The sequence below is a fragment of the Rossellomorea sp. KS-H15a genome, from assembly GCF_024195245.1.
GTDB lineage: Bacteria > Bacillota > Bacilli > Bacillales > Bacillaceae_B > Rossellomorea > Rossellomorea vietnamensis.
On record NZ_CP096886.1, the window covers coordinates 3,811,586 to 3,830,954 of the forward strand.

Annotated in this window: 21 protein-coding genes; 5 read left to right on the forward strand and 16 right to left on the reverse strand. The window is 44.0% G+C overall.

Annotated features, from left to right (window positions below):
• Nucleotides 1-58: 58 nt before the first annotated feature.
• Nucleotides 59-487, forward strand: a complete 429-nt coding sequence (locus tag M1J35_RS19595) for a hypothetical protein (protein WP_254652041.1) — start codon at nt 59-61, stop codon at nt 485-487.
• 227 nt (nt 488-714) lie between these two features.
• On the opposite strand, the gene M1J35_RS19600 is transcribed toward M1J35_RS19595, so the two are convergent.
• From M1J35_RS19600 to M1J35_RS19640, 9 genes are all read right to left on the reverse strand, one after another.
• A complete protein-coding gene (locus M1J35_RS19600; RefSeq protein WP_254652042.1) occupies nt 715-1,659 on the reverse strand; it encodes a beta-propeller fold lactonase family protein in 945 nt (314 codons plus the stop codon).
• Between the two features lie 217 nt (nt 1,660-1,876).
• A complete protein-coding gene (locus tag M1J35_RS19605) occupies nt 1,877-2,338 on the reverse strand; it encodes a nucleoside 2-deoxyribosyltransferase (RefSeq protein WP_254652043.1) in 462 nt (153 codons plus the stop codon).
• Nucleotides 2,339-2,480: 142 nt separating this feature from the next.
• On the reverse strand, nt 2,481-2,678 hold the full coding sequence (locus tag M1J35_RS19610) for a hypothetical protein (protein ID WP_254652044.1): 198 nt from the start codon (nt 2,676-2,678) through the stop codon (nt 2,481-2,483).
• Nucleotides 2,679-2,930: 252 nt separating this feature from the next.
• On the reverse strand, nt 2,931-3,737 hold the full coding sequence (locus M1J35_RS19615) for an aldo/keto reductase (RefSeq protein WP_254652045.1): 807 nt from the start codon (nt 3,735-3,737) through the stop codon (nt 2,931-2,933).
• 123 nt (nt 3,738-3,860) lie between these two features.
• Nucleotides 3,861-4,127, reverse strand: a complete 267-nt coding sequence (locus M1J35_RS19620; protein ID WP_254652046.1) for a hypothetical protein — start codon at nt 4,125-4,127, stop codon at nt 3,861-3,863.
• Nucleotides 4,105-4,566, reverse strand: a complete 462-nt coding sequence (locus M1J35_RS19625; protein WP_254652047.1) for an NUDIX hydrolase — start codon at nt 4,564-4,566, stop codon at nt 4,105-4,107. The genes M1J35_RS19620 and M1J35_RS19625 overlap by 23 nt, the downstream gene beginning before the upstream one ends.
• A 74-nt stretch (nt 4,567-4,640) precedes the next feature.
• A complete protein-coding gene (locus tag M1J35_RS19630) occupies nt 4,641-4,880 on the reverse strand; it encodes an ATP-dependent Lon protease (RefSeq protein WP_224519223.1) in 240 nt (79 codons plus the stop codon).
• Nucleotides 4,881-5,136: 256 nt separating this feature from the next.
• On the reverse strand, nt 5,137-5,790 hold the full coding sequence (locus tag M1J35_RS19635; RefSeq protein ID WP_254652048.1) for a response regulator transcription factor: 654 nt from the start codon (nt 5,788-5,790) through the stop codon (nt 5,137-5,139).
• A 14-nt stretch (nt 5,791-5,804) separates the two neighbouring features.
• Complete coding sequence (locus M1J35_RS19640) at nt 5,805-6,380, reverse strand: dihydrofolate reductase family protein (protein WP_254652049.1); 576 nt, start codon at nt 6,378-6,380, stop codon at nt 5,805-5,807.
• A 228-nt stretch (nt 6,381-6,608) separates the two neighbouring features.
• Here M1J35_RS19640 and M1J35_RS19645 point away from each other — a divergent pair, with 228 nt between their 5' ends.
• A complete protein-coding gene (locus M1J35_RS19645) occupies nt 6,609-7,112 on the forward strand; it encodes a DinB family protein (RefSeq protein WP_224519220.1) in 504 nt (167 codons plus the stop codon).
• Nucleotides 7,113-7,523: 411 nt separating this feature from the next.
• Here the strand turns inward: M1J35_RS19645 and bla are convergent, their stop codons facing one another.
• Nucleotides 7,524-8,420 carry a class A beta-lactamase gene (bla, locus tag M1J35_RS19650; RefSeq protein ID WP_254652050.1) on the reverse strand — a complete coding sequence of 299 codons (897 nt, stop codon included), beginning with the start codon at nt 8,418-8,420 and terminating at the stop codon, nt 7,524-7,526.
• Between the two features lie 116 nt (nt 8,421-8,536).
• Here bla and M1J35_RS19655 point away from each other — a divergent pair, with 116 nt between their 5' ends.
• Together M1J35_RS19655 and M1J35_RS19660 are read left to right on the forward strand one after the other, a co-directional pair.
• On the forward strand, nt 8,537-9,379 hold the full coding sequence (locus tag M1J35_RS19655; protein ID WP_254652051.1) for a sialate O-acetylesterase: 843 nt from the start codon (nt 8,537-8,539) through the stop codon (nt 9,377-9,379).
• Complete coding sequence (locus M1J35_RS19660) at nt 9,376-9,915, forward strand: PadR family transcriptional regulator (RefSeq protein WP_254652052.1); 540 nt, start codon at nt 9,376-9,378, stop codon at nt 9,913-9,915. Before M1J35_RS19655 ends, M1J35_RS19660 begins: the two co-directional genes overlap by 4 nt.
• A gap of 598 nt (nt 9,916-10,513) precedes the next feature.
• Here M1J35_RS19660 and M1J35_RS19665 read toward each other — a convergent pair.
• The 5 genes from M1J35_RS19665 to M1J35_RS19685 all read right to left on the reverse strand — a co-directional run bounded on the left by M1J35_RS19665 (nt 10,514) and on the right by M1J35_RS19685 (nt 17,503).
• Complete coding sequence (locus M1J35_RS19665) at nt 10,514-12,082, reverse strand: SagB family peptide dehydrogenase (protein WP_254652053.1); 1,569 nt, start codon at nt 12,080-12,082, stop codon at nt 10,514-10,516.
• A gap of 21 nt (nt 12,083-12,103) precedes the next feature.
• Nucleotides 12,104-14,047, reverse strand: coding sequence for a TOMM precursor leader peptide-binding protein (locus M1J35_RS19670; RefSeq protein ID WP_254652054.1), 1,944 nt, complete (start codon nt 14,045-14,047; stop codon nt 12,104-12,106).
• A complete protein-coding gene (locus tag M1J35_RS19675) occupies nt 14,047-15,951 on the reverse strand; it encodes a putative thiazole-containing bacteriocin maturation protein (protein WP_254652055.1) in 1,905 nt (634 codons plus the stop codon). Before M1J35_RS19675 ends, M1J35_RS19670 begins: the two co-directional genes overlap by 1 nt.
• 136 nt (nt 15,952-16,087) lie before the next feature.
• Nucleotides 16,088-16,387, reverse strand: a complete 300-nt coding sequence (locus M1J35_RS19680; protein ID WP_371928689.1) for a heterocycloanthracin/sonorensin family bacteriocin — start codon at nt 16,385-16,387, stop codon at nt 16,088-16,090.
• 174 nt (nt 16,388-16,561) lie between these two features.
• On the reverse strand, nt 16,562-17,503 hold the full coding sequence (locus M1J35_RS19685) for a DHH family phosphoesterase (RefSeq protein ID WP_254652056.1): 942 nt from the start codon (nt 17,501-17,503) through the stop codon (nt 16,562-16,564).
• Nucleotides 17,504-17,598: 95 nt separating this feature from the next.
• Here M1J35_RS19685 and M1J35_RS19690 point away from each other — a divergent pair, with 95 nt between their 5' ends.
• Nucleotides 17,599-17,904, forward strand: a complete 306-nt coding sequence (locus tag M1J35_RS19690; RefSeq protein WP_254652057.1) for a YtpI family protein — start codon at nt 17,599-17,601, stop codon at nt 17,902-17,904.
• Between the two features lie 47 nt (nt 17,905-17,951).
• Here the strand turns inward: M1J35_RS19690 and M1J35_RS19695 are convergent, their stop codons facing one another.
• A complete protein-coding gene (locus M1J35_RS19695; protein WP_079533633.1) occupies nt 17,952-19,271 on the reverse strand; it encodes a DRTGG domain-containing protein in 1,320 nt (439 codons plus the stop codon).
• Between the last annotated feature and the right edge of the window lie 98 nt (nt 19,272-19,369).

Consider the following 19,369-nt stretch of genomic DNA (forward strand, 5'->3'; position numbering starts at 1 on the left):
CTATATACATAATGTAACTTTTAGTGTAAAATTACACTAAAAGAACGGTGGTTTCTTTATGAAAATGATTAAGCCCTTTATTATTATTATTGTTATTTCTATTACCGTTAATTTCGTAGGTTTTTCGGAGTTTTTGAAAAGTTTTCCTCCAACTCATTTTAAGACATTATTATCCATCTTATTATTAGCGCTTTGGGGTTTTCTAGGTGTATTTATGGGGTTTAAAAAAGAAAAGCAATTTCTCCCCTTCATTAGCGGTTATTTTGGAATAGGGTTAGCTGCCTGTGTAATAGGCTATTTACTTGAGCTCCTGTTCCCAACCATATTATTCTTTATTATCTATATAGGACCGCTATATGGCATAACATATTATATTACGGACGCTCCTTCGTTATTGTCCATCGTATTGAGTATATTACTTGTCTATGGGGTTAGTTTATTAGGTTTTGTCTTACCCAGCCTTATCAATAACTTAAAAAAGGTATAGTGCAAAATAAAAAAGCGTCACGTGGCCGGACCAAGGGACGCTTTTTGAAAGTTTTTCCTATAAAAATTCTTATTCAATACATTTGAAAAGATATATATAGAAAATTCATGCGAGAATGACGATAATCATGCCAAGGTGTCGAATTTTCTTTATACGTAAGTGGCAAAAGCACAACATGGACAGGCATCTCTTCTCCTTTAAAGAGCCAATGGACCTGTCCCCATGGCTCAGAAAGGATAACATGAAGGACCAATAGCACAATCGCTTGTTTGCTTTCCTGTCGTAATCGTAGTCATGACTATATCATTTTTAATACAAATAACCGAAACTGTCCCTGCATTATAGTTAGTGACATAAGCCTTTTTCCTATCGGGGGTAATACAAACATCCGTTGGACCATCTCCAACAGGTATCGTTGTAATAATGGAATCATCCCATACATTCACGACTGTTACATCGTCACTACTAATATTCGTGATATAAACCTTCTTCCCATCTGGAGTAACGGCTACACCATTCGGTCTAATCCCTACATTGACCGCATTCGTTACGACATTTTCCTTTAGATCAATAACAGAAACTGTGCTGGGCTCACCTCTCCCACGATTGGCCACGTATAGCTTTTTTCCATCTGGAGTTACCGCAAGATCTCGTGGGAATTCTCCATTTGTAATAGGGATCCTATCGATCACTGATTCTTTTTTTGTATCGATGACGGCAATGAAGTTACTTATAGTTACAGCAACATATGCCTTTCTTCCATCTGGACTAAAGGCCACATCAAATGGGTTATCTCCTACTTCTATATGTTTCACAGTTTCCTTACAGACATCAATGATGGAGACGGTTGTACCACCGAAATTCGCTACATACACTTTTCTTTCATCAGGTGTCGCAGCTAGGCCAACCGGCCCCTCACCTACGGGGATTTCATTGACCACTTTATGTCTGGAAAGATCTATAACGGAAACAGAGTTATTCTCAGTATTGGACACATATGCATGTTTAACTAGAGGGGAAATCGTAATCCCATCTGGTTGACTTCCAGCAGGAATCGTACTCGTCACTTTATCGTTTTTGGTATCTATCATCGAAATTGTATCTTCCCCAAAGTTCGTTACGTAAGCAAAAAGCTTTTTATGATGGACGTGCTTCTTCCTATTCTTTCTCATCGTACTCCTCCTTAAAATACCACCACTACTAACTAGTATATGAGTAGAGAAAAAGTTTGTGATTTTAAGAGGAGGGATTATTCTTTGCGGGTAAACCTTCTATTAAAAACGGGTCCTATAACGGAATACCCAACAAAATAGTAAATCGCCTCCTTTCAAAAATGAAAGAAGGCGATATCTTTTGTTTTCTTCTGTCCGGCAACTTGCCATCCAGCCATCATATCACCGGCCCCTCATACTGAGCTTTCGGCATCCGGTGAAAATCGTACGTCGCCAGTTCTTCCACTTTCGTGAAGTAGGCGTGCAAGCTTTCAGCCATCATGAGATTCATGACTGAATTTTTCTCATTGATTAACAGAATGGGCTTCCGCATGGAGTTTGCGTACCCGATTTCAAATGCGGTTCCGCTGTCCACATACTTGCCTTCATAATCACGTATGCCCACCAGCACATCGGAACGTCTTAAGTTTCTCAAGTCATTGCGGAACACTTTCCGCCTCCACTCTTTTGACCCAAATTCAAGATGTTCGTATTGATGAAACCGTGCGGAGAAGATTTCCGACACATACGGATTCTGCATGAGTGATTGTTCCAGCCTTTGTACCCGGTCGACTTGTTCCTCGCTGAAGAAGGGGCTTGCGATAAATACTCTGACGTTTCTGATGATCGTGCTCTCCATGGGACCTCCTCTGAGACGTATTTACTACGTATCATATTAAGGAGACTTGAGGTTCATGAGTAAGACTTTCATTGGACATGCGAAAATTGAGTATGACATCATACGTACTCGATTTTACTTAGTTAGTAGAAGCTGTCGGAAATCACCATACAAAATTATCGTCAGCGATCATCGACGCCGCTTCATCAGGGAGTGATTGAAAATTACTCACTTTATAATCCCCAACCTTGGGCCCTGCACTCAACCCTATTATCAGCACAAGCCAGACGATGATTGTGATCCAGATCCCCCGCTTTGTCGATACCCAGTCTGCAATCGGATACAACCATTTTTTCATCATGCAGCCTCCTTCTAGTCTTCGCTACTCATTGTAAAGCCTGAATATAAACTTAATATCAACTTTTGTTTACAGAAAGGGGGAAATCATTCACCGGTGAAAGAATCCTAAATGGAGCCGTTTTGAGGATCTAAAAAAAAATCCCAAATGACACTCATTTTACCACCCAAGGAGCTATAAAAAGCAAAAAAGGCCCGTCGATTGACGAACCTTTTGCCTTGTAATATTAATTGATGCCGACATAACCATCTTCAATTATAAGTTTTCAATTTTCTTCATATCTTCTGCAGATAATTCAAAATCGAAAAGATCTAGATTAGATGCTTGATTTTCAGAGTTGTGAGATTTAGGAATAACGATCACACCACGTTGGATTTGGTATTTTAATAAAACTTGTGCGGCAGATTTTTTATAGGACTCACCGATTTCATCCAACACTTCTTTTTGCTGGGCTTCGGCTTTCATAGGTCCCCATGCAACCGGTGCAAGGCCCTCTTCTTTTAATACTGCAAGGAGATCTTTGTTAGGTTCTTTTAGGTTAATTTGAATTTGATTAACGGCTGGCTTCACTTTAGCGAATTCTTTCAATTCTTCCAGATGCTCTTTTTTAAAGTTTGAAACGCCGATTGCTTTTAGTTTGCCCGCTTCGTAGTATTCTTCAAAGACTTCCCACGTGTTTTGAAGTTGTCCTTTGTCTTCGATAGGAAAGTGAATAAGAAGCAGATCCAGATAGTCTGTTTGAAAGTTTTGTAGACTGTTTTCGATGGCTGCTCGGGTAGCTTCCTTCGAAGAAGTATATTCTTCATTGGCTGGAACCTTTGTCGTAATAAATAACTCTTCCCGAGGCACTGTGCTCTCTGCTAACACTCTTCCGACAAGTTCTTCGTTTCGGTACATGATGGCTGCATCGATTGAACGGTACCCCAACTCAAGTGCTGATAGGAGTTCTGGAATTTCATTTGTTAACGCTGCGTTATAGTCATTGTTTTCTTTCCCATACGTATTTGTACCTGTCCCTACAATTGGCATCTTCAGCCCATTATTAAGCGTAATGTATTCCATATGGTTAAGCACTCCCTCTGTATACTTAATTTTCCTGATTACAAAATCCATCATACCAAATTATAGAATTTTCAAAAAGTAATACGGACGGAGGAGTTAGCCCATGGATAAACCTATCAAAAGTTATACTTTACTATTATCCTTATCTGCTAAAAGCTTATCTAATTTTTCTTCGACCCGTTTAAGCCTGCTATTTCTTCTCCTCAGAATAACGACAAATAGAATGATGCCCACTGGAATGGCCAAAAGAAATACTAAAGACACTAACTGAAAAATGATATCACCGGTATTTACTGATGTTGTTGATTGCGCTGATGCGAATAGGAACAAAGAAACATCTCCTTTTAAAATAGTATGTAAATTTATATTAGCCCTTAAAAAGTTGCTCATTCATGACGCTAATGGAATAGATGTTTTCTTCTACTAAGTTATGAATGATTTGTTTTAATACATGCGGTTCTCGCAAATCCTCTTTTTCTAATGCTAAAAGGTCATTCGTTTTTATCCACCTGCTGTCAGTAATTTCATCTTCTTCAAGATGTAAAGTACCTCCCGTAATCTCACCAACAAAATGAAATAAAATGACTTGATCGTTCGTATTACTGGTAAAATTGTATACTCCGGTCGTGCCAATCAGCTTTACATCCAAACCCGTTTCCTCTTTCACTTCCCTTTTAGCTGAATAAAGAATATCCTCACCATACTCTATATGCCCACTCGGAAAGTTCCACTTATGGACGGCATTGGGTTTGTTTTCTTTTATCATCAATACTTTATCCTGATTAAAGATTGATACACTTGCTACTAATACAATTCCATCTTGAGACATCTATTTCTTCTCCATTCTATTTAAATACTACATTTTCTTTATTATGTATTACTTCTTTAACCAGCCAAATAACCTCAAGATGATGACGAACGTTCTTCGCTTTGTTCTTTTTCCTTTAAATACTTTTCATATACTTCTTTGACGCTATCTCTGCTCCCAACTGGTACAAGTTCTTTATGTATGTCATGTATTAAAACGAATGCCCTGAAAATCACTCCTACAATAATTGCACATAAAATATATATACCAATAGGTCCAAAGAAAACCAATATACCTAAAAGCCCAGATAAGAAAATAGATAATAATAATTTCACAAAATCCCCCCTTACACTTTTACTTGATCATAAGAAGTTATTCTTCTACAACCAACCTGCTTTTAACTCAATACCAATTATTTCAAAATAGAGTCCCATACACAAGACTATTCTTCAAAACCAAAAGAGCTCACCCTTCAAATTGGATAAGCTCTTTGCCCCCTTTACTAATTAGTGGCATCTATCATCAAGAACCGTTTCAGGAATTAGATTTTATTGTTATTTTGGAATGGAGAAGGAAAGCAAAAAAATAAACTTATTGCTTCTTGAATCGGTAGCCTACACCCCAAATGGTTTCAATAAATTCAGGGGTTGAAGGGTCCTCTTCAATCTTCTCCCGTATTTTTCTGATATGGACGGTGACCGTCGTGATGTCCCCGAACGAATCATATCCCCAGAGCCTTTCGAATAGATGTTCCTTTGTGAAGACCCTGTCAGGATGGGTGGCCAGGAACACCAATAAATCGAACTCTTTTGCGGTAAATGGTTTTTCTTCATTGTCCACGTATACTCTCCGGGAATCGAGGTCCACCCTGAGGCTCTTGATTTCGATTTCATCTTTCGGGGCTTCCTTTCTGATTAATCGATCGTATCTTGATATATGCGCCTTTACCCGGGCAATAAGTTCACTAGGTGTGAAGGGCTTAACAATATAATCATCTGCTCCGCGGTCAAATCCCCTGATTTTATCAATGTCTTCTTTTCGGGCGGTCACCATAAGAATCGGAATATCTAAGAATTCCCGGAGCTTTTTGCAAAATGCAAACCCGTCGATTCCCGGCAGCATTAAGTCCAACAGGATGAGGTTGTATGAAAGTGTCTTTGCAAGTCGCAACCCTTCCTCCCCTGTCGAAGCGATAGGAGGATCTGAAAAGTATACCTTTTTCGGGCTGACTTTGCTTAAACTCATTTGGGGAAACAGGATCATTTATTCGTCTGGTAAACGAGCCCTATGGCGCCAGAGTCAAATGTCTTGTTTTCAATTAGCTTAAGATTGACCTTTTCTTTGATACCTTGGAATAACGGCAGCCCGCTCCCGATCAGAACGGGAGAAATTGTAATTTTATACTCATCGATTAAATCTAGCTGCATAAGGTAATGTGCGAACCTTGGACTTCCGAGTATGACCATATCCTGACCTGGCTGCTGTTTGAGGTTGTTGATCTCTTTCATGACATCTTCTTTAACCAGTCTGGAATTGTTCCATTCGACTTTTTCCAGTGTCCTCGAAAAAACGATTTTTTCTGTCTTTTCGATCCATTCGGCATGATCTCTTTCATGTTGTGAAGCTGTTGGGTTTGAAGAGACAGATGGCCAGTAACTGTGCATCATCTGGTATGTCCCACGCCCCCAGATGACGGTGTCGGCAGTACTCAGAATTTCTTTCGCATGCTTCTCAAGATCAGCATCGTAGGAAACCCATCCAATGTCCATATCCCCCTTCGGCCCTTCTACAAAACCGTCAAGCGATGCGTGCAGAAAAAGAACAAGTTTTCTCATTTTCAATTCTCCTTTATTTATTAGGAATAATTACACTATACGATAACTGAAAATTCAAAACAATTCCCGACTGGTTTTTTTTATATGGATGCTAATCTAAACTGCCATTCATAAATTAAATATTTAAAATAAAAGTAAAGGAGGAAATTTGAATAATGCGAACAAGTGTTTTATAATGTGTTTTCATAAATGAAAAATTATTGAAACGGGATTATGGAGGCGTGGTATATGTATGTAACGATTGCAGACTTTATTAGAGAATGGAATTGGGAGGCAACCCTAACTCAAAAGGTTTTGGAAGGTTTAACGGATGATTCATTGAATCAAAAAGTCTACCCGGAAGGTCGTTCATTGGGGAGGATTGTTTGGCATTTCACGACAAATATTCCAGAGTACTTAACTCATTTCGGGCTGAATGTAGACGGTGTAGAAAATGTGGAAAATGTTCCTGCCTCAGCTAAAGAAATGGCTGAAACGTTTAAAAATATAAGTTCTAGTGCAGTCAAAGCCATTGAACAACAATGGACAGACGAATCCTTGAAAGAAGTACAAATTGCATTTGGCAGGGAAGAAACAAATGCTCAAGTTTTAATGGGACTAATTAAACACATTATTCATCATCGTGGCCAAATTACTATTCTTATGCGTCAAGCCGGAATCAAACCGTTTGGCGTTTATGGACCGCCAAAAGAAGATTGGATCCACTTAGGTGTGGAAAATCCTCCACTCTAACACTATCTAGCGAGTTCGATAGTATTAAGAATGGGGAAACCCTGTATTTTTTGGGTTTCCTCATTATTTTGACTATATTTCAATATTAGAGTTTAACAGAGCCACTATATTACGATTGGATTAACATCAACAATGGACTCACTACCAATTTTTTTGAAAAAGGAATCTAACTCTAGATAAATTTTATTTTATAAGAGAAAGACGACAATCTCCTAAGTTATTGCCTCACAGTGACTCATTCTGCTCTTTATCCAGCTCCACCTTCTTATTCATCCCCCACCGGAAACGGTTTTAATTCCTTAGAAGAAGCAAGCGATTTAACCCTAGCATTTTGATCACTTTTATCTTATTTAAAGTCATACGATTTTCACGAGGAAATGGATTGTCCAGATTCTTTGACGTTTCGAAAAATCACTTAAATTCTTTCAGTACGACCTTGGCTGCCTTTGCTATAAGTTCATTATCATAGGCAGCATTCTCAGTATCACGGCTGGATAGAATCGCAATGATGATGGGAGCTCGATTCGGCGGCCATACGATAGCGATATCGTTTCGTGTTCCGTAGCCTCCAGCCCCCGTTTTATCGCCTACCTCCCATCCTTTAGGAACAGCGGCACGGATCAGTTCGTCTCCAGTAGTATTCCCCCGCATCCAATCTGTCAGAATGGTACGCTTATCATGCGAGAGCACGTCGACGACCGTCAAAGCCTTCAAGTTGGTCGCAAGTGCTCTTGCTGTACTCGTATCACGGATGTCTCCTGGGATGGCACTGTTCAAATCAGTCTCAAAGCGATCAGCCTCGGTGACATGATCGCCGAGTTGCCTCAGGGCATTTTCAAAGCCGTCAGGTCCTCCGAGTTCCTCTAATAAAAAGTTCCCTGCCGTATTATCGCTGTACCGGATAGCCGCATCGCTAATTTCCCTAAGGGTCATCCCGGTATCCACGTGTTGCTCTGTAATGGGAGAATACGTGACGAGGTCATCTCTGGTGTAGGTGATGACTTCGTCAAGTTCGTCCATCGAGTTTTGCTGCAGCACCAACCCTGCAGCCAAAGCCTTAAAGGTGGATGAGTAGGCGAACCGTTCATCAGGTCGATAAGCTACCGCCTGATTTGTACCGGTGTCAATCGCATAGACTCCGAGGCGGGAATCAAATTTTTTCTCGAGTTGCATGAACTTATGAGCAGTCCCATGACTTGCTGCATTTCCTTTTGCCTCGGTCTGCTTTAATCCGTTGCCGATGAAACTTAAACTTAGCAGTCCGACACACAACATAATCTTTAACATTCTGACACTTTCCAATATCATCAGTCCTCCCCTACTTGATTGACAATAGTCTAATTAGACTTTATACTAGATTAGTCTAATTAGACTTTATACTAGATTAGTCTAATTAGACTATCGTGTAAAGGAATGAAACTGTAATGATTAAATCTTTTTTAATGCTAGGACAATCGAATATGGCCGGTCGTGGATTCTTGCATGAGGTAGATCCTATCTATAATGAAAAAATAAAGATGCTTCGTAACGGACAGTGGCAAATGATGACGGAGCCTATTAACTATGATCGTCCTGTTGCTGGTGTAAGTCTGGCAGCTTCATTTGCAGACCAGTATTCGAAAGCCAACCCGGATGATGAAATTGGTTTGATTCCTTGTGCAGAAGGTGGCAGTTCCTTGAACGATTGGCACCCACAAGGCACTCTCTTTCAACATGCTTTGTCTGAAGCACGATTTGCTCTTGAAACGAGTGAAATTTGTGGCATTCTTTGGCATCAAGGTGAAAGTGACAGCCACCAGTCTCTACATGAGACGTATTATGAAAAGTTATCGCTTATCATTGAAACGTTACGTAACGAATTAAACCTTCAAGATGTCCCATTAATCATTGGTGAGCTTGGTCATTTCTTAGGGAAAGAAGGTTTCGGAAAGTATTCATCAGAGTTTCAAGAAATCAACGCTGAATTACGTCGATTCGCTTATGAGCAGCCGAATTGTTATTTTGTATCGGCAGAAGGTCTAACTGCCAATCCGGATGGTATTCATTTGAACGCCGTTTCCCAACGAAAATTCGGTTTTCGCTACTTCGAAGCATTTTCGAAAAAGTGTCATATCACAGGGCCTCTGTCGGATGAAAATCAATCACTAACGATCAACCATACCTATTCGAAAACGGAACAAATGTATATTCACAGTATGAATTTGGCTCTGGGCAAAATCACATACGCTGAATTTGAAGCACAGATGGCGAAGGTGATGCAGCCTTGATTCCCTTACTTATCCTTGGCTTACTCATTCAAAATCCTGGCGCTCATGGCTACGAACTATTAAGCTTAATGGAAAAACGACATTATAAGTATATCGTCAACTTTACTAAGGGATCATTCTATTACAATTTGCAACAACTCCAAGAAAAAGGGTTGATTGAAGAAACAAATGAAGGACGTCCAAACAATGGTCGTGACATTCACACCTTTAAAGTAACGTCTTCAGGGATAGAAGAATTCCATAAATTAATGGCCAAATACGGAACCAAATCCGAGTATGTCAACTTACCAGTCTATGGGGCATTACTCTTTGCAGATGTATACGATAAGCATAAATTAGTAGATTTAATCCAGTCCCAAATTGATCAAACAGAAGCCAGAATTGCTCTTCTCGATGATTACTTAGCTACCATTGAGGAATTACCTGGTAAGATTGATTATTTTGGTCGCATGAACGAAAATTCCCGTTCTCATCACTTAGTGAATTTAAAGTGGTTTAAGGAATTGAAGGCAGATATAGAAAGTGCGAATGATTAAATAAACTTCCATCGAAAAAAACGTCCTCTTGTTTTGCCCAAGGGACGTTTTTTTATATTTTTTGTATAGTTTCGCGATATTCTTATCTACACTCACTGCCTGGATAAAGAGCGTCAAGCAGAATCATGCGAGATTTACAATAATCGTGCGGGATTTCAGATAATCATGCGGCTAGCGCCACAATCGTGCGAGTTTAATAGAAATCAAGCGAGAAATACGATAATCATGCCGCTGTGTCGAATTTTCTTTATTTCCCTGGCAGAAAATCACCACGGCGACAAGTACAAGCCGTTTCGCAAAAGTAAAATAAGCGGAGATTTTCCGCTTACATTCAGAATGAACGGTGTATTTGGGGTAATTAAGCGGAGTTTTTCCGCTTAACCAAAAAATAATCATCCGTTATTGTATTTCTTCAGTCAATAGGCGGAAGTTCTCCTTCTATTTCAGCCTATTTAACCTAACAATGACGAAATAACCGGAATTTTTCCGTCTATCTGGTAGCTCTGGTAAGTAAGCGACAGGGGAAAGCGCCACGGGGACAGGCACCGCGGCTCCAATTCAAAAAGCCAATCGACCTGTCCCCGCAGCTCCCTCCTCTTCAACTCCTCAAACTCCCCCTCATCCAAGCCTTCTCCCGAAAAGGTCCGATCGGAATCTGAATCAAGGTCGTTAAGCTCTCAGAATCCAGCTTATAAATTCCATCCGTCACCCCTGTATCAAACCCAAGCAGTGGATGTCCCCCAAACCCGGCGGCGGCCGAAGATAAGAGCAGGCGCTGAACAAGCATTCCCGCTTCCATCTGCATGACCCTGTACCCTCTGTAGCCAAGGGAATCCTTGAAATAGTCTTTATTCCCGATGATATGAAGGCACATCGGCACCTGCAACAAATTGACGTTATCCAGCGACAGCCCCGATTGCAGCTGAAGACGATAATCCCCCTTACCGATTTCCCTTAGTGAATGGCGGACGCTATCATATGCGTATGCGCCATTTGGTATGCCTTCAACGTTATACAAACAGCCGTAAATCGAAACACGGGGTGCTTCCCCGTCAAAAACGTTGTCTAGGTCACTTCGAAACGAGTAGGAATGTGCGGCCCTTTTCAACAAAGCCGCGAGTTGCTCCTGACTAACCTTCCCCATAACAAAATCCATTTCCGGTGAATGGCGCTTTTGGCATGCTTCCACAAAATCATACGGACCTGACTCGATTTCCGGGAGATGGATTTCTTTTTCTCCCGCTCTCATACCCGGTTGTTTCGTCACCTTTTGAAAATCACCGGTACATTCGAGTTTAGAAGCTTGATTCACCTCCAGTAACCTAGGAAACTCCCGAACCTTTTCAGACTTTTCATAGTGTCCAAGAGAAATAGCTGGCAGCTCCCGGCATAATTCTTCAGCGGTGACTGCCCGCTCCACCCCCCTGCCACCCCAATTCGTTGCAGCAACGGAAAGCGGGATGACGGAATAGACGCTTTCCTCTTCCTCTGCTAGCCCGAGCAAATGGTTGATCGGGGAATCGAGAAATTGAGTATACACCCCTGTCTCGAATCCGAACTGTTTGGATGTTTCCAAGAGCTGCCCCATCAGGACGCCGGCATCGAGCCCCTGTAGGCGGTAGGAGAAGTTATTGTATTTAAAAAAGTTCTTCCAATATCTCACCGACACAAAGGCCGTGGCAAAACACGTTGAGATGTCGGAGCGATTGCCGAGTGCCCGTTCTACGTACGAATCGACATTCCCGTCCCGGAGCAGGACAAGCCTGTGGTGGGCGGGATCATAATGATAGATTCCATCGGGTAAATCATCGAGTTTCAAATAGAGATAGAGTTCATTCGGATACAGCGCACCACCTGATGGAGCAAACCTCCGATAGGAGTGGATGGGATACGACTCCTCCCCGAAATCATCGGGATGCACCGACTGGCTTACCCCGGAGACGCCGTACACATACCAGAGAAAATGACCGATTCTTTCGACATCGGGTTTCCACGGCGGCAGCTCCCCGGTGAGTGACAATGGTACTTCGAGTGACAATGGTACAACCGGCAACCCTCGGTACAGCTTATAGGGAAGGGGCCCATCCTCCCAGTCCACTTCCCAGTTGGGCTGATTGGCCCGGTTAATATCACATTGCAGATTGTGCAGAAATTCGTTCAGACTCACCTTCCTTACCTCCCTCGTACCTTAAGGAAACGGATGCGGTTTTTGATTGAGCTCTTCAAATGTCAACGGCCGGTCCCTATATCCCAGTTCCGCCGGGACGTGAAGGACCCTTTCAAGACCGGTCAGACGGGTAAGATGTTGGCCGAATGTCATCGGCAGCATGCCGGGAATCAGAACTTTTACGCAGTGAAGTCCGTTCTTTTCAAGTTCCGGCGCGGTTTGGTCCACCACGATGACATCAAGGTTTCGGCTTCGGAATCGTTCAAGAATTTCCTTCAGGTCATCCGTCAAATCCGCATGACGGGAATTCCATTTGAACTCCTCCTGGAAACTTCGCATGGACCGATCCTGTAAAAAGCTGAAACGCTCCTCCGCCTGGGGCAATCCATACAGCATGCCGTGATCATCCATCTGTCTCACTAGAGAATCATCGTACAGCATCTTTTCATAGTTCGCCTTGTTCTTTTCCAACTTATCATCCAGATTCAGCATCATCCCGGCAAGCTCCTGAATCGCACTTTTCGCCGCTCTTACAGGGTCCAGATGGGCACCTGCCGCAAGGATCAGATTCAATCCCGTATCCTTCCTGTTTTTAGCCATGGCAAAGACGCTTGGAATTCCGTGCTCCATGGTGGAGTTGTATAAAAAGAGATCGTACCCGGCGACCGCCCTCATCCTCTCAATCATTAACTGGAGCTCCTCGTCTTCTGCAGTAAAAGGATCGAGACGAGGCAGACCCAGCTCTGCATACCAGGTCATCAAAAAGGAATCCCGTTCGACAACCTCCATGATTCCGTAGAAAATGGCTTCCTCCCTGCTTCCCCCAAGGGCACAGCCGTTGGACGTTTCATAAACAAAACCGGATGAACCGCAGCCCAGACTGTAGTAGGCAAGGAGCTCTGGGACGAGAATCGGCCGCTCTTCGATGAGCGAGTATCCCCACACCCAGTCGATCCTCCTGTCAGGGTCGAACTTTTCAAATGGGAATCCCGGCATAGCATACTGTTCGTCAGTGTGCACGCCGACCTCCAGAGGATTCAATGCATGTTCCTCCACATTCCGGTAACTGTCATGGACAACCGTCCGTTTACCCCGCGCTTCCAATCCACAGTGACGTTCCAACCCTTCAAGAATGGCGGTCAGCTCGCTGTCTGAGTAGGCTTGAGTCCGTCCAGCCGTCCCTTCATCACCACCGGAGATCATCGGCATATTGACGCTCGCATCAGCAAAGGGCGTCACCAGGTCATACATCTTGCTGTTAAAAAGCCCGGTCCGGTTATCCAGATAATCGTCTACAAGAACCGATTTCAATTCATCCAAGGGAGTACATCGGAAACTGTCGGCTCGGATCTTCGGACTGGGGTTGAGGGTAACACGGGCTAGTTCCGCCGAATCGTCCGGAACCTGACTGCAGTTCGGGCATAACGAATCGGGTACGAATGAATGCCAGGAGCTCTTCAATGTTTTCAAATCGGTCAAACATACCTTCCCTCGGGAAAGTGGCTTTGCACCTTCCAGGACCCGGTAAGCTTCTGCAGCGATGATGTGAGCCATATGCGATAATCCGGTATTCGAAGCCCACGGATCTTTCGTCATTCCCCCTACTTCAGCAAGTTTCCCCTGCACCTCCCGCATCTCATGCCGTTCCTTTCCTCCAAGGAGACGTCTCAGATCGGCACATTGGGAGCATCCCGGTGTGTCGGGCTGAACCAGTGGGCCGATGATCCCCTCTCCAAACGAGACGAAGCCCCTCAGCCATGAAACCCCAGTGCCCCTCATTACTTCTTCTGCCATGTGATGGACAGCTGGATTCCATGCATCATCCAACACCAGTACTAAATCTGTATTTGCCGGGAAGCTCGTTTCAACGGTCTTTTGCCTGAAAACGGGGTACCGTGCTGACATTTGCGCACAGACACGGTCCGACAGCATTCCCTCCCCTACAATCACTACGAAAGAACTCATTAGGCTTCCTCCTCTCGCAGCAGCACACCAAATACGCCTTCCAGCTCTTGTTTGAATGCGGGCTCAATATCCAGTTCATACACCGTTACCTGTTTCTGATTCACTTTCAGAGTGTTAAGAGCATCTTTCAGATGATCAGGCGCGATCCGATCTTCCCCTGCCGGAATAATGATTCTTTGTACATTCTCTTTCGCCAAAGCAACGGCAACAGGATTTGCGTCGAATGCATCCGTACCGTTCTGGGCTTGAAAGAGTGCTTGCTGCAGGGAATTCCTCAACGCCTTGGTGATCGTGAAGCCACTATTTCCGTACCAGCCATTTCTTCCACGGACATAGACAACCGGAAATCCATGCACATCCTCCCCTAATCCGATGTCAGGTTCCATTTGCATCGTCGTCAGTGCTTTTAGATAAAAATGGCATGTTTCATCCTCCACTGCTTCTAATTCAAGACGGGAAATGATGTTCTTTTGAAGAGACTCCCTTTTTCTCAGCTCCTCCGTCAAACACTTCTCTAAACCGCGACCAACACATTCCGCGAACGTCGTCCCTGTACAGAACGCCATGAATTCTCCGGTATCATGTGGGACCACCATACTCCCCAATCTTGAAGCATACCTCTCTATTCCTCTTAACCCGGCTTCACGACGTGCCTCTGCATGGGTCAAAGCACTGCATACCTCCGCATCCAGCAGTTCTGCAGAACCTTCAGACCGTCCGTCAACAGGCTGCACACGGCATTGAGCCAACGGAAGCTGCTTCGTATCCCCTTCCTCCCATACATGAAAGATCCCCGTTTCTTTGGACGTCAGCAAACTGAAGAAATACAGTAGTTTTTCAGGATCAGACCTTTCTGCCCCCTGATCCAGACGGGTTTCCAGATTCAGCACAGGTTCAGCTCCAACTCCTGTTTCCAGTGGATGCGGTAAGAAGGAATGCCAGCTTCCTTCAAGTGTTTCGGTATCCAGCAGAAAGAGCCGGTTTCGCTGATCCGGTTTTGTCACTCCTGTCATCTCTTTGAATAGTTCAAATGTAATCATGTTCGCCATCATCGCACCAGGCACTGCCGACTCAGCATGGTACTCCTCTTCTTTTTGCAAGGCAGTCGCGTGAAGACGCCTCCAGGCAGATTCCCACCCCGCCTCGGAATCAGGATGGATGATGGGTCCAGCGATACATGTCTGCTTGTGACAAATCGCCGGGATCAACAGCTTTTGATCTGCCCTGCAAATGGCATGAAGAAGGTCGAGTTCCTCGAGGCTTTCGTTTTGCGTCACATATAGGATCGAATCGTATGGCCTTATCGTCTCCCGCCACCCGGATCCACTAAATTCCACTTCATAAAGCTCTACATCGGGATCGGTTTTCCGGGCATGGTCCACAAGTTCCTTCAGCCTGCGTCTATTCGTAGGCACCTCATCGGTCACGAGTACCTGCAGCTTCGCCAACCCGGATTCAATGAGGGATGAAACCAATGAAGTCAGAAGAGGACCAGACCCCGCTGCCAGGACATTGGCATGACGATAGGTTTCAAATCGTGAAGCACCTGAATCTGCCAAACTATCGACGAACTCAATCTGTGACGCGAATTTTCCCACTGCATGTTGAGGCAGGTTATGTGGCAGGTCCCTGCTTACGTCCCGGACAAATCCATTCTTAAGCAACACCTCTGCTATTTCCATGACCCTGTTTCGATAAGGATCAGGCAGTCCGTTCGTCAAATCCTCAAGGGAGTACTCCCCATTGAACATCGGCAAGAGCTTTTCCACCCACTGATCAATGCCGCTTCCCTCCATCCGGAAAGAGCATAGGTTATTCCTGAAATACACGCCGCTGTCCCGCTCAGGGAGATAAAACGTATCCCTCTTCACTTTTAGTCGCATAGAAGGGTTCAATTTTCCCATAGCAATCCTCCTAACCCCCGCTTATCTCATTTATATTTTGGCTGTCATTATTAGCGTATGAATTTCAATTTGTCCCTTATGTATAAAATAAAGATCCCTGCACACTCACAGGGATCCATTTGAAACCGATATTCTCCTAACGACCGCAGCGTCCACATCTGCCGCAACCGCCACATCGTCCACATCCGCCACAGCGGAAGCATCCTCCGCAGCCACCGCAACGGAAACACCCACCACACCCGAAGCAGCTAAAGAAGCATGCGAATCCAAAGCCGAAACAGCCTCCCAATCCAAGGAAAAGTCGTTCGTCGTTCGGATCATACATATTCTGATCCCAGGAAACGGGCTGTGTTGCCTGGAAATCACCTACATTCAAATTCTGAAGTTCATTATGAAAATTATTCATATCCTCATTACCTCCCAAAAAAAGTACCATAAGGCTTTCTTATCGATTGACATGGAGTTTCTATTAGGCGAAAGCACGATAAATGTGAATCATCCTCAATAATTTATGTTCGCTGGCTGGGTGTTGTGACTGGTGAAGAAGCCTAGATTGGGATTGAGTATTTTTGCACAAAAAAAGCCGGCGTCAGCCGACTCTTCGTAAAACTTATTGATGATTCCTGCACACTTCCCGTAAATCTTTCATCACTTCTTCTTTCTCTTCCCATGAATAAATGGACGCACCTGCAGCCAGTGGATGACCTCCACCATTGTACTTTTTGGCAATCGTGTTAATGACAGGACCCTTCGAACGAAGGCGAACCCTGATTTGATCATGTTCTTCAATAAAGAAGACCCATGCTTTCATGCCTTTCACATTCCCCAGAGTACTCACAAGAAGGGATGCTTCAGATGGTACAACAGCATGCTCTTCAAGAATATCCTTCGTCATGACCATCATGCCACAGCCATCCCCGTCCATCTCGAAATTTTGCAGCACATATCCGTTAAGCTTCGTGACGTTGGAATCGACTTCATACATTTTATTGAATAATTCATTCCGGTCAAAATCATAGCGGATTAATTCACCGGCGATGTCAAAAGTCTTCTGAGTGGTGCTTGGATACAAGAATCTTCCCGTATCGCCGACAATCCCCGCGAACAGGAGGCGAGCCCCTGAATCAGGAAGGGTCAATCCTTTGTCTTTTCCGAACTGGTAAAATTCGTAGATCATTTCACTGACGGAGCTTGCCGTGGTATCGATCCACAGGTGATCCCCGTAGGCATCTTCGTTTGGATGATGATCGATTTTCACAAGCAGGTCCCCTAGTTTATAGCGGCGGTCACAGATCCGCTCTTCATTGGCCGTATCACAGACGATGATCAGGGCTCCTTCGAATACGGAATCTTCAATATCGTCGAGACGTTTTAAGTAATGGAGGGTTTCCTCTTCTTTCCCGACGGCATAAATGTTTTTCTCAGGGAAAGAGGCTTTCAGCATTTCCACGAGTCCTCCCTGGGATCCGTATGCATCCGGGTCTGGACGGACATGTCTATGTACAATGATCGTTTCGTATTGTTTGATGAGGTTCAGGATTTGTTCTTTCATGGGAATCTCCTTTGTAGTGGAATTTATATTTGGCATTCTGCTCCGTTATCTGTAAAATAGTAGCGAGAGATGTCAACGATGGAGGACAAAAAACTATGTATTTTCTCGCATTACTGATTGTCGTTACGTTCACGTTCTATGTCTTTTATAAAATAAGACAAGTGCGGACACGACGACCGATGGAAAAGAAATGGTTATCTGCGAAAGCAAGCATTGCCCTTGGGCTGTTCGTTGCCCTGTTCGGGATCAATCAGCTGTTTTTATTCCCAAGCACACTGACGTATGTCATCGGCACGCTGTTCATCCTTTTGGGACTTGGGAGCTGCTGGGCTGGATATAAGATGTACAAGCATGTGCTTCCTTTTGCACAGAGGGAAGCGAAGGAACTGGATAACCAATAAAGTACTGTAAAAGACTAGATGCCCATCTAGTCTTTTTGTTTTACCGATTAATGCCGGTCAATCAACTGACAAATCATCAGGGATTTCCCCATGAGCACGCCTTCGTTATATACTTCTACATCCACTTTACCAAATTTTCTCCCGACGTCGAGTACCTTTGGATGGATTTCGAGTATACTTTCCATTTGGACAGGCTTGATAAAGTAAATAGTCATGTTTTCGATGACGAGGTCGCCTTTTTTGTATGGCTTTAGTGCACGGTTGGCCGCTTCGGTCATTAAGGTGGTGAAGACACCATAGGAAAGCGTCCCGATCCCCGTTGTCATCTGCGGTGTGACGGCAAATTGGTAGATTTCTTTGTTGTCTTTCTTCTCGCCGACTACTTCGACTGCATTTGAGATGAGGTCATCGATCGTTTCCCCGACCTGTGGCTGACGCTGGATCATTTGCAGGGCCTTTAATACATCCTGACGGCTGATGATTCCCTGCAGCTTGTTCTGTTCATTGACGACGGGAAGTAATTCGATCCCTTCCCAGATCATGATATGGGCAGCGGATGCGACGCTCGTGTTCGGGCTGACGGTGATTGGCTGCTTCGTCATGATCTTATCGATGCCCGCATACTTTTCCTGACCCATAACGTCTTTTGAAGTCACCATCCCATGGACTTTCAGGTTTCGATCCACGACAGGGAAACGGCTGTGGAATGTGTATTGATTCTTTTCGTACCATTCTTCCAACGTGTCATCCAGGTGCAGATAAATCGTATCATCCACTTTGGTTAAAATGTCTTCCACTAACACGATTTCTTTCTTGATAAGCTGATCATAAATCGCACGGTTGATCATGGTGGCGACGGTAAAGGTGTCATAGGAAGTAGAGATAATCGGGAGTTCGAGTTCATCCGCGAGCTTCTTGACGTCTTCGTCTGCATCGAATCCACCGGTGATCAGGACGGCTGCTCCTGCACGCAAGGCATGTTCCTGAGCCTGGTTCCTGTTCCCGATGATGAGGAGGTTCCCCGCTTCCGTGTATCTCATCATGGCTTCAAGCTTCATGGCTCCAATGACAAACTTGTTGAGCATCTTATGCAGGCCGGATCGTCCACCGAGTACTTGTCCATCGATGATGTTGACCACTTCTGCGTACGTAAGCTTCTCGATATTTTCTTTCTTTTTCTGTTCAATCCGAATCGTCCCTACGCGTTCGATGGTGCTGACGTAGCCTTTTGTTTCGGCATCTTTGATCGCTCGGTATGCCGTTCCTTCGCTGACGGTCAGTGCTTTTGCGATCTGGCGGACGGAGATTTTTTCTCCGACAGGCAGGGTATCTATGTACTCCAGTATTTGTTCGTGTTTTGTAGCCAAGCTTTTCACCCTTCTTTATAACGTCCTACTTTATATGTTTATTATAATGTGAAAAGCGCGGTGTTTCAATTTAATCGGGGCTTTGAGTGATACAAGCC